At 54.6% G+C, this 12,728-nt stretch carries 10 protein-coding genes, 1 tRNA gene, 1 rRNA gene and 1 other annotated feature; of the genes, 8 read left to right on the top strand and 4 right to left on the bottom strand.

The annotated features are described in order from the left end of the window. The first annotated feature begins 112 nt into the window (after positions 1-112). The 3 genes from aroF to ACMGGU_RS15720 are packed head-to-tail and all read left to right on the top strand — an operon-like array spanning position 113 to position 3,248. On the top strand, positions 113-1,183 hold the full coding sequence (gene aroF / locus ACMGGU_RS15730; RefSeq protein WP_045909256.1) for a 3-deoxy-7-phosphoheptulonate synthase AroF: 1,071 nt from the start codon (positions 113-115) through the stop codon (positions 1,181-1,183). A 10-nt stretch (positions 1,184-1,193) separates the two neighbouring features. Then, positions 1,194-2,315: a bifunctional chorismate mutase/prephenate dehydrogenase gene (gene tyrA, locus ACMGGU_RS15725; protein WP_048226728.1), complete on the top strand. Its 1,122-nt coding sequence runs from the start codon at positions 1,194-1,196 to the stop codon at positions 2,313-2,315. A 60-nt stretch (positions 2,316-2,375) separates the two neighbouring features. Further along, positions 2,376-3,248 (top strand): SMP-30/gluconolactonase/LRE family protein, encoded by an 873-nt coding sequence (locus ACMGGU_RS15720; RefSeq protein ID WP_167213859.1) that lies wholly within the window; start codon positions 2,376-2,378, stop codon positions 3,246-3,248. On the opposite strand, the gene pheA is transcribed toward ACMGGU_RS15720, so the two are convergent. From pheA to bamD, 4 genes are all read right to left on the bottom strand, one after another. Beyond that, positions 3,245-4,405 (bottom strand): bifunctional chorismate mutase/prephenate dehydratase, encoded by a 1,161-nt coding sequence (gene pheA, locus ACMGGU_RS15715; RefSeq protein ID WP_021242003.1) that lies wholly within the window; start codon positions 4,403-4,405, stop codon positions 3,245-3,247. The two genes, ACMGGU_RS15720 and pheA, sit on opposite strands and share 4 nt — an antisense overlap. Positions 4,406-4,435: 30 nt before the next feature. Further along, positions 4,436-4,561: a sequence feature (Phe leader region), on the bottom strand. After that, positions 4,513-4,560, bottom strand: a complete 48-nt coding sequence (gene pheL / locus ACMGGU_RS15710; protein WP_100249759.1) for a pheA operon leader peptide PheL — start codon at positions 4,558-4,560, stop codon at positions 4,513-4,515. It overlaps the preceding feature by 48 nt. A gap of 110 nt (positions 4,562-4,671) precedes the next feature. Then, positions 4,672-5,013, bottom strand: a complete 342-nt coding sequence (gene raiA / locus ACMGGU_RS15705; protein WP_008502470.1) for a ribosome-associated translation inhibitor RaiA — start codon at positions 5,011-5,013, stop codon at positions 4,672-4,674. Between the two features lie 268 nt (positions 5,014-5,281). Then, the gene (gene bamD / locus ACMGGU_RS15700) at positions 5,282-6,019 is read right to left on the bottom strand and encodes an outer membrane protein assembly factor BamD (RefSeq protein WP_069720409.1); all 738 of its coding nucleotides are present in this window, start codon (positions 6,017-6,019) and stop codon (positions 5,282-5,284) included. Positions 6,020-6,150: 131 nt separating this feature from the next. On the opposite strand from bamD, the gene rluD reads away from it, so the two are divergent. From rluD to ACMGGU_RS15675, 5 genes are all read left to right on the top strand, one after another. Next, entirely contained in the window at positions 6,151-7,131 is a 981-nt protein-coding gene (gene rluD / locus ACMGGU_RS15695; RefSeq protein ID WP_008502468.1) for a 23S rRNA pseudouridine(1911/1915/1917) synthase RluD, read from the top strand. Then, entirely contained in the window at positions 7,128-7,859 is a 732-nt protein-coding gene (gene yfiH, locus ACMGGU_RS15690; protein ID WP_048226733.1) for a purine nucleoside phosphorylase YfiH, read from the top strand. Before rluD ends, yfiH begins: the two co-directional genes overlap by 4 nt. Before the next feature lie 129 nt (positions 7,860-7,988). Then, positions 7,989-10,562: an ATP-dependent chaperone ClpB gene (clpB, locus tag ACMGGU_RS15685; protein ID WP_045909253.1), complete on the top strand. Its 2,574-nt coding sequence runs from the start codon at positions 7,989-7,991 to the stop codon at positions 10,560-10,562. Between the two features lie 427 nt (positions 10,563-10,989). Beyond that, positions 10,990-12,531 (top strand): 16S ribosomal RNA (locus tag ACMGGU_RS15680). An 85-nt stretch (positions 12,532-12,616) separates the two neighbouring features. Then, positions 12,617-12,692 (top strand) — tRNA-Glu (locus ACMGGU_RS15675). Positions 12,693-12,728: the final 36 nt, after the last annotated feature.

Genomic DNA, 12,728 nt, shown 5'->3' with positions numbered 1-12,728 from the left:
TGTAAACTAATGTGTACGTATTTTGGATTGAAATGTTTACTTTTTATGGTATCGTGGTCTCACCTCATCGAGGAAAACAACTATCGCAAACGAGCTTTACAGGATCGCCATCATGCAAAAAGACGCGCTGAACAACGTACATATCACTGACGAACAGGTTTTAATTACTCCGGATCAACTGAAAGCGGAATTTCCGCTGAGCGTCGCGCAGGAGGCTCAGATTGAGCACTCGCGTCAGACCATTTCAAATATCATCGCCGGCCGCGATCCGCGCCTGCTGGTGGTGTGTGGTCCTTGCTCCATTCACGATCCTGAAACCGCCATTGAGTACGCTCGTCGATTTAAAGCATTAGCGGAGGAGGTCAGCGATAGCCTCTATCTGGTGATGCGCGTCTATTTTGAGAAGCCACGTACCACTGTCGGCTGGAAAGGGTTGATTAACGATCCGCACATGGATGGCTCGTTTGATGTGGAAGCAGGTCTGAAGATTGCGCGTCGCCTGCTGGTGGAGCTGGTCAGCATGGGGCTGCCTCTGGCAACCGAAGCGCTGGATCCGAACAGCCCGCAATACCTTGGCGATCTGTTCAGCTGGTCCGCGATTGGCGCGCGTACCACGGAATCGCAAACCCACCGCGAGATGGCGTCTGGTCTGTCGATGCCGGTTGGTTTTAAAAACGGTACCGATGGCAGTCTGGCGACGGCGATCAACGCCATGCGCGCTGCCGCCATGCCGCACCGTTTCGTCGGTATCAACCAGGCGGGCCAGGTTTGCCTCCTGCAAACGCAGGGCAACCCGGACGGTCACGTGATCCTGCGCGGCGGGAAAGCCCCGAACTACAGCCCGGCGGACGTGGCGCAGTGTGAAAAAGAGATGGAGCAGGCGGGACTGCGCCCGGCACTGATGGTAGATTGCAGTCATGGTAATTCGAATAAAGATTACCGTCGCCAGCCTGCGGTTGCGGAATCCGTGGTCGCACAGATTAAAGATGGCAATCGTTCGATTATCGGTCTGATGATTGAGAGCAATATTCATGAAGGCAATCAATCATCTGAACAACCGCGCAGCGCCATGAAGCACGGCGTCTCCGTGACGGATGCCTGCATCAGCTGGGAGACCACCGATGCGCTGCTGCGTGAGATCCATAAAGATTTAAACGGCCATCTGGCGACGCGTCTGGCTTAAGAGGGTAGTTATGGTTGCTGAATTGACCGCACTGCGCGATCAAATTGATGAAGTGGATAAGGCGCTGCTGGATCTGCTGGCGCGCCGCATGGCCCTGGTTGCCGAAGTCGGTGAGGTGAAAAGTAAATACGGCCTGCCGATCTACGTCCCGGAGCGCGAGGCCTCCATGCTGGCCTCCCGTCGCAAAGAGGCGCAGGCGCTGGGCGTTTCGCCGGATTTGATTGAGGATGTTCTGCGTCGCGTGATGCGGGAGTCCTATTCCAGTGAAAACGACAAGGGCTTCAAAACCCTCTGTCCGACCCTGCGTCCGGTGGTGATTGTCGGCGGTGCAGGACAGATGGGGCGCCTGTTTGAAAAAATGCTGACCCTTTCTGGCTATCAGGTGCGCATTCTGGAGAAAGAGGACTGGGCCCAGGCGCCGGAACTCATGAAAGATGCCGGAATGGTTATCGTCAGCGTGCCGATCCACGTGACGGAGCAGATCATCGGGAAGCTGCCTCCTTTACCGAAAGATTGCATCCTGGTGGATCTGGCCTCCGTCAAAAATGGTCCGCTGCAGGCTATGCTGGCGGCGCATACGGGGCCGGTGCTGGGTCTGCACCCAATGTTTGGCCCGGACAGCGGCAGCCTGGCTAAGCAGGTGGTGGTTTACTGCGACGGTCGTCAGCCGGAAGCCTATCAGTGGTTCCTGGAACAGATTCAGGTATGGGGCGCACGGCTGCACCGCATCAGCGCGGTTGAGCACGACCAGAACATGGCGTTCATTCAGGCGCTGCGCCACTTTGCGACGTTTGCCTACGGCCTGCATCTGGCGGAAGAGAACGTGCAGCTTGAACAGTTGCTGGCGCTCTCTTCACCTATCTATCGTCTGGAGCTGGCGATGGTCGGGCGTCTGTTCGCGCAGGATCCGCAACTGTACGCGGATATTATTATGTCCTCGGAAAATAACCTGGCGCTGATCAAGCGCTACTATCAGCGCTTTGGTGAAGCCATTACGCTGCTGGAGCACGGAGACAAGCAGGCGTTTATCGACAGCTTCCGCAAGGTCGAGCACTGGTTTGGCGATTACGCGCAGCGTTTCCAGAATGAGAGCCGGACGTTGTTGCGCCAGGCAAATGACAGTCGCCAGTAATGCGATGATGTATATACTGAAAGCCAGCATTGCTGGCTTTTTTCATTTTGGGGAACTGTCATGGCCGAACCGCAGCTGCTGTTGAATTACACCGGGCATTTGCCTGAATGCCCGACATGGAGCGCCGACGAGCACGCGCTCTACTGGGCCGATATTCTGGAAGGAGAGATCCACCGCTACCATCTGCCGACGGCGGAACACACCGTGCTTTCTTTCCACGAGGAGGTGGGCTGTTTCGCGCTGCGCGAGCGCGGCGGGTTTATTGTCGCCATGCGCAATGGCATCTGGCTTGCCGATAAGCATGGCCTTCTGCAGCGCAAGGTGTGCGACAACCCCTCTAACCCGCAGCTGGCGCGTTTTAACGATGGGGGGACCGACCATCAGGGCCGGTTCTATGCGGGCACGTTCTGGGGGCCGGGAGATTACAACGGCGCCCTGCTGATGCGCATCGACAACGATCTGACGCCGAAGGTGATCCAGTGCGATATTCACGGGCACAACGGCTTAGCGTTTAGCCCGGATAAGCAGTGGATGTTTACCTCAGACACGCCAAACGGTGTGATTTACCGTACCCCGCTTGATGAGCAGGGCGAACCGGGTAAGCGAGAGGTGTTTCGTCAGTTTAAAGAGGGCGAGGGGATACCGGACGGCGCGGCGATGGATGTGGATGGCTGCTACTGGAGCGCGCTGTTTGACGGCTGGCGCATCGCGCGTTTTTCACCGCAAGGGGAGCAGCTGGAAGAGTATCGCATGCCGGTACGTTGCCCGACGATGGTTTGCTTTGGCGGCGATGATATGAAAACGCTCTTTATCACCACCACGCGGGAAAATATGGATGCGGAGGAGGTGGCGAAATATCCGCTCTCCGGCGCCATCTTCACCCTGCCGGTGAGCGTGGCAGGGATGAAGAAAAGCCGTTTTATCGAACGTTAGATCGGATCGACCGGGACGACGTTTTCGCTCGGGTAGCAGCCCAGCACCTTCATGGAACGCGTGATCTCGCCCAGCTCGCGCAGGGCTTTCTGCATGGAAGCAGACTCCAGGTTGGCCTGGATATCGAGGTAGAACATCTCTTCCCATGGATTACCGTGGATTGGGCGCGATTCCAGCCGGGTCATGATCAGGTTGTGATTACGCAGTACCAGCAGGGCTTCAACCAGCGCACCGGCCTGTTGGCCGGTGGCCATCAGCAGCGTGGTTTTGGCCGGTACCTGGTCAGAGACATTGATTGCCTTGCGGGCCAGCACCACGAAGCGGGTAATGTTTTGCGTCTGGTTTGCCAGGTTGCGTTCCAGCACCTGTAAACCATACAGCGCGCCACCCGCTTCGCTGCCGAGCGCCGCGACGGTGGGAGAGTTCGCCTGGGCGACTTTTTCCATCGCCGCCGAGGTGCTTTCGGTGTACTCAATTTTCCAGTTCGGATAGCGGTTCAGGAACTGGCTGCACTGCTGGAACGGCTGCGGGTGGCTGTAGACGGTTTCGATCGTGTTCAGGTCCGTTGAACCGGAGACCAGCACGCAGTGATCGATAGGGATCGTCAGCTCGCCGACCAGCGACAGGCTGGTGTGCTGCAGCAAGTCGTAGACGTCGTTGATGGCGCCGGAGCTGGTGTTTTCAATCGGCACCACGGCGTAATCCGCCTGGCCGGTCTCGACCTGGTTAAAAATGTCGGCAAACTTCGCGCAGCCGCTTTCAATAAATTCTTCGAAATGACGAGCGGCATACTGACGTGCGGCCAGGTGAGAATAGGAGCCCTTTGGCCCGAGGAAAGCGATACGCGCAGAGTGCGGATTGGTTTTATTGAGATGCTGCTGCAGTAGCGCTTGCTGGGTCAGAACGGAATCTTCGATGATGAGCTGGAACAACCGGGTGATGTAGTGGGCATCGAGGTGATGCGCTTTGCCGAGCTGAATGAGCCGTTCCAGCAGATCCCGCTCGCGGTCGATATCACGGACCGGACGATGGGAGTCCAGCTTGGCTTTACCCACTTCAACGGCAAGGGCGCGGCGTTCGGCCAGCAGCGCCAGCAGTTTCTCATCCAGCGCGCTGATTTTTACTCGCAGATCCAGTAACGGGTTTTCCGGTGTCATAGTGTTGCCTGTCTCATCTTATCGTTATCAATAAAAAAGGCCCCCCGGTGTGGGAGGCCTTGTTGTTCGTCTTCGCATTCTTTATCACACGACGAAACGCCTCCCGTTCAGGGGAAGGTAAAAAAGAATGCGAAGAAGAACGGCGTAAGTTTCATAAAGTCATCCTGTGAGTGATACCGTTAAAGTACCCGTACTGTTTTCACCCTGTCAATAAAAAACAAAAAACGCGCCCGAAGGCGCGTTGGCGGTACACTCAATTTAAAGGATTACTCTTCTTCAACTTCTTCCGCGAAGCTGGCGTCTTTCACCGACGTTGTGGCGCGACGGGCTTCACCTTTGTGTTGCACTTTATTGAGCTGCCGTTCCAGCTTGTTGATCAAATCGTTAATAGCGGTGTACATATCCTCATGTTTTGCGCTGGCGACCAGATGGCCGTTTGGAGTATTGATAGTTGCGTCAGCGATGAAACCCTGCGGTTCCTTGGACAGGATGATATGTGGATTAATCAAATGTGTTTGCCATTTATCCAGTTTGGCGAGACGGTCTGCGACGTGCTGGCGAATTGCCGGAGTAATTTCCATTTGTTTACTGGTAATGTTCATTGTCATAAATTTTACCTCTTGTCTTTCCGTCTTGGTGATTCCAGCATACCCGACCTAATGTCAAAATGTGTGATTTAGATCACGTTATTTTGTCGGTTTTTGTCAGGGAATCTTTTTTGTGAGGCAGGGCAGGAAGAGGTGAGATTTACCTTGTAGAAGGCATAAATTGGGGCCATAGTTGACAGGATGTGTTGAGGCTAACGCGCTTCAGCGACGCTCAGAAACGAATAAAAAAACGGCAGCCTTCGGGCTGCCGTTTTGCATTGAGGCAAAATCAGGTGTTGCTGCTGTTCGCGGCGATGATTTTCGCCACTTTTTCAGCCTGACCGGTCATCTGCATCTGACGGTAAGCATTTTCCATCAGCTTCAGGCCGTCGCGCGTTGCCTGAGTATCCGGGTAATCACGCAGCATACCTTCTACGCGGTTAACCACGGCAACCCATGCGCCACGGCGGGTATAATATTCCGCCACGGAGTATTCATATTTCGCCAGACGATCTTTCAGGAACACCAGACGTTTGGTGGCGTCGGTCACGTACTGGCTGTTCGGATAGCCGCGCACCAGCTTGGAGAAGTCATTGAAGGCATCACGCGCATGCTGCGGGTCACGGTCGGAACGATCCACGCCGAAGAAGCCCTGCAGCGCACTGTCGTCCAGCGCCATGTTGGTGAGGCCGCGCATGTACATCACGTAGTCGATGTTAGGATGAGTCGGGTTCAGACGCATGAAACGATCGATGGTTGCCTGAGCCAGCGGCAGATCGGCATTTTTATAGTATGCGTAGATGAGATCTAACTGTACCTGCTGCGAATACGGACCAAATGGATAGCGATTATCCAACGCTTCCAGTTGCGTTATCGCCTGTTTCCAGTTACCGTCCTGCAACTTTTGTTGTGCAGTCGCATAGATTTCATTCGGCGGATTGTCAGGGACCTGTTCATTTGAACCGGAGCAGCCCACCAAAGCCAGGCTCAACGTGGCCGCTGCCACCAGATATTTCATGCGCGTCATGACGTTTTGACTTTCCTCAAATGTTTGTCCGGGAGAAACTCTGTTCCTGCTCCCGATTAAGACCAGCTACAATAGCACACTATATTAAACGGCAAAGCCGTAAAACCCAACGTTAAACGAAGAAGCAGTTTATGGCACAACGAGTAGAACTCACCGCAACAGTCTCCGAAAATCAGCTCGGTCAACGCTTAGATCAGGCTTTGGCCGAATTGTTCCCTGATTATTCGCGTTCACGCATAAAAGAATGGATCCTTGACCAGCGCGTGATGGTAAACGGCAAGATCTGGGACAAACCAAAAGAGAAAGTGTTAGGTGGGGAAGCTGTCGCCATCAATGCTGAAATCGAAGAGGAAATCCGCTTCGAGCCGCAGGATATCCCACTGGACATCGTCTATGAAGATGATGACATTCTGGTGATCAACAAGCCGCGCGATCTGGTTGTTCACCCGGGTGCGGGAAACCCTGACGGTACGGTACTTAACGCACTTCTCCATTATTATCCGCCGATCGCGGATGTTCCGCGCGCGGGCATCGTGCACCGTCTGGATAAAGACACTACCGGTCTGATGGTGGTGGCGAAGACCGTTCCTGCTCAGACCCGTCTGGTGGAGTCGCTGCAGCTGCGCGAAATCACCCGTGAGTATGAGGCGGTAGCCATTGGGCATATGACCTCTGGCGGGACGGTAGAAGAGCCTATTAGCCGTCACCCAACCAAGCGTACCCATATGTCGGTGCATCCGATGGGTAAACCGGCGGTGACGCACTATCGCATTATGGAGCATTTCCGTATCCATACGCGTCTGCGTCTGCGTCTGGAGACCGGACGTACCCACCAGATCCGCGTGCATATGGCCCACATTACCCATCCGCTGGTGGGGGATCAGGTCTACGGTGGTCGTCCTCGTCCGCCTAAAGGCGCATCGGATGAGTTCATCAGCGTATTGCGTAAATTCGACCGTCAGGCGCTGCACGCGACCATGCTGCGTCTTTACCATCCTATCACCGGCATTCAGATGGAGTGGCATGCGCCTATCCCGCAGGATATGGTGGACCTTATTGACGCCATGCGTGCCGATTTCGAAGAACATAAGGATCAAGTGGACTGGTTATGACCAAACTGATTGTCCCGGAGTGGCCATTGCCTGCCGGCGTGGCTGCCTGCAGTTCAACCCGTATTGGCGGTGTTAGCCAGGGCGCGTGGGCGTCGTTGAACCTCGGCGCACACTGTGGCGATAACCTGGAACACGTGGAAGAGAACCGCAGGCGTCTGTTTGCTGCGGGGAACCTGCCTTCAAATCCGGTCTGGCTGGAACAGGTTCATGGCAAGGCGGTGCTGAAGTTGACGGGAGAACCCTATGCTTCTAAACGCGCTGATGCCTCTTACAGCAATACTCCGGGAACCGTTTGTGCCGTAATGACCGCCGATTGTCTGCCGGTGCTGTTCTGCAACCGTGCAGGCACCGAGGTGGCTGCAGCGCACGCGGGCTGGCGTGGACTGTGTGAAGGCGTGCTGGAAGAAACCGTCGCCTGCTTTAAGGATGAGCCCGCCAATATTATGGCCTGGCTTGGCCCGGCCATTGGTCCTCGCGCTTTTGAAGTGGGGCCGGAGGTTCGCGAAGCCTTTATGGATAAAGATCCGCAAGCGGTGGACGCCTTCCTGCCTTCTGGAGATAAATATCTCGCCGATATTTACCAGCTTGCTCGTCAGCGCCTGAACAGCGTCGGCATAACGCAGATCTTCGGCGGCGATCGCTGTACATTCACCGAAAAGGGTGATTTTTTCTCTTATCGCCGCGACAAGACGACGGGGCGTATGGCAAGTTTCATTTGGCTGATATAACCTAAAGAATCAAGACGATCCGGCACGTGCCGTTTTCTTTTCACATAATTCAGGTCATTAACCTTGAATAATTGAGGGATGACCTCATTTAATCTCCAGTAGCAAATTTGACCTGTTATGGGAGGAGTTATGCGTCTGGATCGTCTTACTAATAAATTCCAGCTTGCTCTCGCCGATGCCCAGTCCCTCGCACTGGGGCACGACAACCAATTTATCGAACCTCTTCATTTAATGAGCGCCTTGCTGAATCAGGAAGGGGGATCGGTACGTCCTTTATTAACGTCCGCTGGCATTAATGCTGGCCAGTTACGCACCGCTATCGATCAGGCGCTGAGCCGTTTACCGCAGGTCGAAGGGACCGGCGGCGACGTTCAGCCGTCGCAGGATCTGGTGCGCGTCCTGAACCTTTGCGACAAGCTGGCGCAAAAACGTGGGGACAATTTTATTTCGTCAGAGCTGTTTGTTCTGGCGGCGCTTGAATCACGGGGTACCTTGACCGACCTGCTGAAATCTGCCGGTGCGACCACCGCCAATGTGACTCAGGCGATTGAGAATATGCGCGGAGGTGAAAGCGTGAACGATCAGGGAGCCGAAGACCAACGTCAGGCTTTGAAGAAATTTACGGTCGATCTGACCGAGCGTGCTGAACAGGGCAAACTTGACCCGGTGATCGGCCGTGATGAAGAAATTCGTCGTACCATTCAGGTACTGCAGCGTCGTACCAAGAACAACCCGGTGCTGATTGGTGAACCGGGTGTCGGTAAAACCGCCATCGTTGAAGGGCTGGCGCAGCGTATTGTCAACGGTGAAGTGCCGGAAGGCCTGAAAGGTCGCCGCGTACTGGCGCTGGATATGGGCGCGCTGGTGGCCGGTGCGAAATACCGCGGCGAGTTCGAAGAGCGCCTTAAAGGCGTGCTTAACGACCTGGCGAAGCAGGAAGGCAACGTTATCCTGTTTATCGATGAGCTGCACACCATGGTCGGTGCCGGCAAGGCAGACGGCGCGATGGATGCCGGGAACATGCTGAAACCTGCGCTGGCGCGCGGTGAACTTCACTGCGTCGGTGCCACCACGCTGGATGAGTACCGTCAGTACATAGAGAAAGATGCTGCGCTGGAACGTCGTTTCCAGAAAGTGTTTGTTGCCGAGCCAAGCGTTGAAGATACCATCGCCATCCTGCGTGGTCTGAAAGAGCGCTATGAACTGCACCACCATGTGCAGATCACCGACCCGGCGATCGTTGCGGCGGCGACGCTTTCGCATCGTTATATTGCTGACCGTCAGCTGCCGGATAAAGCGATCGACCTGATTGATGAAGCGGCGTCGAGCATTCGTATGCAGATTGACTCGAAGCCGGAAGAACTGGACCGACTCGACCGACGCATCATTCAGCTCAAGCTGGAACAGCAGGCGCTGAAGAAAGAGTCTGATGAAGCCAGTAAGAAACGCCTCGATATGCTCAATGAAGAACTGGACGATAAAGAGCGCCAGTATTCCGAGCTGGAAGAAGAGTGGAAAGCCGAGAAAGCCTCCCTTTCCGGTACGCAGACTATTAAAGCTGAACTCGAACAGGCAAAAATTGCCATTGAGCAGGCGCGACGCGTGGGTGACCTGGCGCGAATGTCTGAGCTGCAGTACGGCAAAATTCCTGAGCTGGAAAAACAGCTTGAGATCGCGACGCAGTCAGAAGGTAAAACGATGCGTCTGTTGCGTAATAAAGTGACGGATGCCGAGATCGCGGAAGTCCTGGCACGCTGGACCGGTATTCCCGTGGCGCGCATGCTGGAAGGCGAGCGTGAAAAACTGCTGCGCATGGAGAACGATCTCCACAATCGTGTGATTGGTCAAAATGAAGCGGTTGAAGCGGTATCGAATGCTATTCGTCGTAGCCGTGCAGGGCTGTCCGATCCGAACCGCCCGATTGGTTCGTTCCTGTTCCTGGGGCCGACCGGTGTCGGTAAAACCGAGCTGTGCAAAGCGCTGGCTAACTTTATGTTCGACAGCGACGATGCGATGGTGCGTATCGACATGTCCGAGTTTATGGAGAAACACTCCGTCTCGCGTCTGGTCGGGGCGCCTCCAGGATATGTGGGTTATGAAGAGGGTGGGTACCTGACAGAAGCGGTGCGTCGTCGTCCTTATTCCGTCATCCTGCTGGATGAGGTGGAAAAAGCGCATCCGGATGTGTTCAACATCCTGCTTCAGGTGCTGGACGATGGTCGTCTGACCGACGGGCAGGGGAGAACGGTCGACTTCCGTAATACGGTTGTCATTATGACCTCGAACCTGGGTTCCGATTTGATTCAGGAACGTTTCGGTGAACTGGACTACAGCCATATGAAGGATTTGGTGCTGGGTGTAGTAAGCCATAACTTCCGTCCGGAGTTCATCAACCGTATTGATGAAGTGGTGGTATTCCATCCTCTGGGTGAGAAACACATTGCGTCGATTGCGCAGATCCAGCTGCAGCGTCTGTACAAACGTCTGGAAGAGCGTGGATATGAAATTCACATCTCCGACGATGCGCTGAAGCTGCTGAGTAAGAATGGTTACGATCCGGTGTACGGTGCGCGTCCATTGAAACGCGCTATCCAGCAGCAGATCGAAAACCCGCTGGCGCAGCAGATCCTCTCCGGGGAGCTGGTTCCAGGCAAAGTTATCCGTCTGGAAGCCAACGACGATCGCATCGTGGCAGTGCAGTAAGTCACAAAACGCAAAAACGAGCCGCTTGCGGCTCGTTTTTGTTTAAAAACCAGGCGAAAATTGAGGTCTGGAGTCGGTTTTGCCTGGAAAGTGAGCGGTCAGTAAATAAATTTCACTTTATCCTTGCAGGTTCAGAATTACTCCCTATAATGCGCCTCCACTGACACGGAACAACGGCACACACGCCGCCGGGTCAGCAGAGAAAAGCAAAAATAAACGCTTGACTCTGAAGCGGGAAAGCGTAATATGCACACCCCGCGCCGCAGCGAAAACGAAGCGGCACTGCTCTTTAACAATTTATCAGACAATCTGTGTGGGCACTCAAAGTGACATGGATTCTTAACGTCCTAGGACGAAAAATGAATACCAAGTCTCTGAGTGAACATACGTAATTCATTACGAAGTTTAATTCACGAGCATCAAACTTAAATTGAAGAGTTTGATCATGGCTCAGATTGAACGCTGGCGGCAGGCCTAACACATGCAAGTCGAGCGGCAGCGGAAAGTAGCTTGCTACTTTGCCGGCGAGCGGCGGACGGGTGAGTAATGTCTGGGAAACTGCCTGATGGAGGGGGATAACTACTGGAAACGGTAGCTAATACCGCATAACGTCGCAAGACCAAAGAGGGGGACCTTCGGGCCTCTTGCCATCAGATGTGCCCAGATGGGATTAGCTAGTAGGTGGGGTAACGGCTCACCTAGGCGACGATCCCTAGCTGGTCTGAGAGGATGACCAGCCACACTGGAACTGAGACACGGTCCAGACTCCTACGGGAGGCAGCAGTGGGGAATATTGCACAATGGGCGCAAGCCTGATGCAGCCATGCCGCGTGTATGAAGAAGGCCTTCGGGTTGTAAAGTACTTTCAGCGGGGAGGAAGGTGTTGAGGTTAATAACCTCAGCAATTGACGTTACCCGCAGAAGAAGCACCGGCTAACTCCGTGCCAGCAGCCGCGGTAATACGGAGGGTGCAAGCGTTAATCGGAATTACTGGGCGTAAAGCGCACGCAGGCGGTCTGTCAAGTCGGATGTGAAATCCCCGGGCTCAACCTGGGAACTGCATTCGAAACTGGCAGGCTAGAGTCTTGTAGAGGGGGGTAGAATTCCAGGTGTAGCGGTGAAATGCGTAGAGATCTGGAGGAATACCGGTGGCGAAGGCGGCCCCCTGGACAAAGACTGACGCTCAGGTGCGAAAGCGTGGGGAGCAAACAGGATTAGATACCCTGGTAGTCCACGCCGTAAACGATGTCGACTTGGAGGTTGTGCCCTTGAGGCGTGGCTTCCGGAGCTAACGCGTTAAGTCGACCGCCTGGGGAGTACGGCCGCAAGGTTAAAACTCAAATGAATTGACGGGGGCCCGCACAAGCGGTGGAGCATGTGGTTTAATTCGATGCAACGCGAAGAACCTTACCTACTCTTGACATCCAGAGAACTTAGCAGAGATGCTTTGGTGCCTTCGGGAACTCTGAGACAGGTGCTGCATGGCTGTCGTCAGCTCGTGTTGTGAAATGTTGGGTTAAGTCCCGCAACGAGCGCAACCCTTATCCTTTGTTGCCAGCGGTCCGGCCGGGAACTCAAAGGAGACTGCCAGTGATAAACTGGAGGAAGGTGGGGATGACGTCAAGTCATCATGGCCCTTACGAGTAGGGCTACACACGTGCTACAATGGCGCATACAAAGAGAAGCGACCTCGCGAGAGCAAGCGGACCTCATAAAGTGCGTCGTAGTCCGGATTGGAGTCTGCAACTCGACTCCATGAAGTCGGAATCGCTAGTAATCGTAGATCAGAATGCTACGGTGAATACGTTCCCGGGCCTTGTACACACCGCCCGTCACACCATGGGAGTGGGTTGCAAAAGAAGTAGGTAGCTTAACCTTCGGGAGGGCGCTTACCACTTTGTGATTCATGACTGGGGTGAAGTCGTAACAAGGTAACCGTAGGGGAACCTGCGGTTGGATCACCTCCTTACCTTAAAGAACCTGCCTTTGTAGTGCTCACACAGATTGTCTGATGAAAAGTAAATAGCAAGGCGTCTTGCGATTGAGACTTCAGTGTCCCCTTCGTCTAGAGGCCCAGGACACCGCCCTTTCACGGCGGTAACAGGGGTTCGAATCCCCTAGGGGACGCCACTTGCTGGTTCGTGAGTGAAAGTCACCTGCCGTCAT

The organism is Enterobacter sp. BNK-8 (genome assembly GCF_048685095.1).
Taxonomy (GTDB): domain Bacteria; phylum Pseudomonadota; class Gammaproteobacteria; order Enterobacterales; family Enterobacteriaceae; genus Enterobacter; species Enterobacter quasiroggenkampii.
Note: the sequence above shows the minus strand (reverse complement) of the source record. Positions and strands in the feature narration are given on the sequence as shown.

Excerpts from the sequence above, each read along its gene's own strand:
- aroF (WP_045909256.1), top strand. The coding sequence starts at position 113 with ATGCAAAAAGACGCGCTGAACAACGTACATATCACTGACGAACAGGTT.
- tyrA (WP_048226728.1), top strand. The coding sequence starts at position 1,194 with ATGGTTGCTGAATTGACCGCACTGCGCGATCAAATTGATGAAGTGGAT.
- ACMGGU_RS15720 (WP_167213859.1), top strand. The coding sequence starts at position 2,376 with ATGGCCGAACCGCAGCTGCTGTTGAATTACACCGGGCATTTGCCTGAA.
- pheA (WP_021242003.1), bottom strand. The coding sequence starts at position 4,405 with ATGACACCGGAAAACCCGTTACTGGATCTGCGAGTAAAAATCAGCGCG.
- raiA (WP_008502470.1), bottom strand. The coding sequence starts at position 5,013 with ATGACAATGAACATTACCAGTAAACAAATGGAAATTACTCCGGCAATT.
- bamD (WP_069720409.1), bottom strand. The coding sequence starts at position 6,019 with ATGACGCGCATGAAATATCTGGTGGCAGCGGCCACGTTGAGCCTGGCT.
- rluD (WP_008502468.1), top strand. The coding sequence starts at position 6,151 with ATGGCACAACGAGTAGAACTCACCGCAACAGTCTCCGAAAATCAGCTC.
- yfiH (WP_048226733.1), top strand. The coding sequence starts at position 7,128 with ATGACCAAACTGATTGTCCCGGAGTGGCCATTGCCTGCCGGCGTGGCT.
- clpB (WP_045909253.1), top strand. The coding sequence starts at position 7,989 with ATGCGTCTGGATCGTCTTACTAATAAATTCCAGCTTGCTCTCGCCGAT.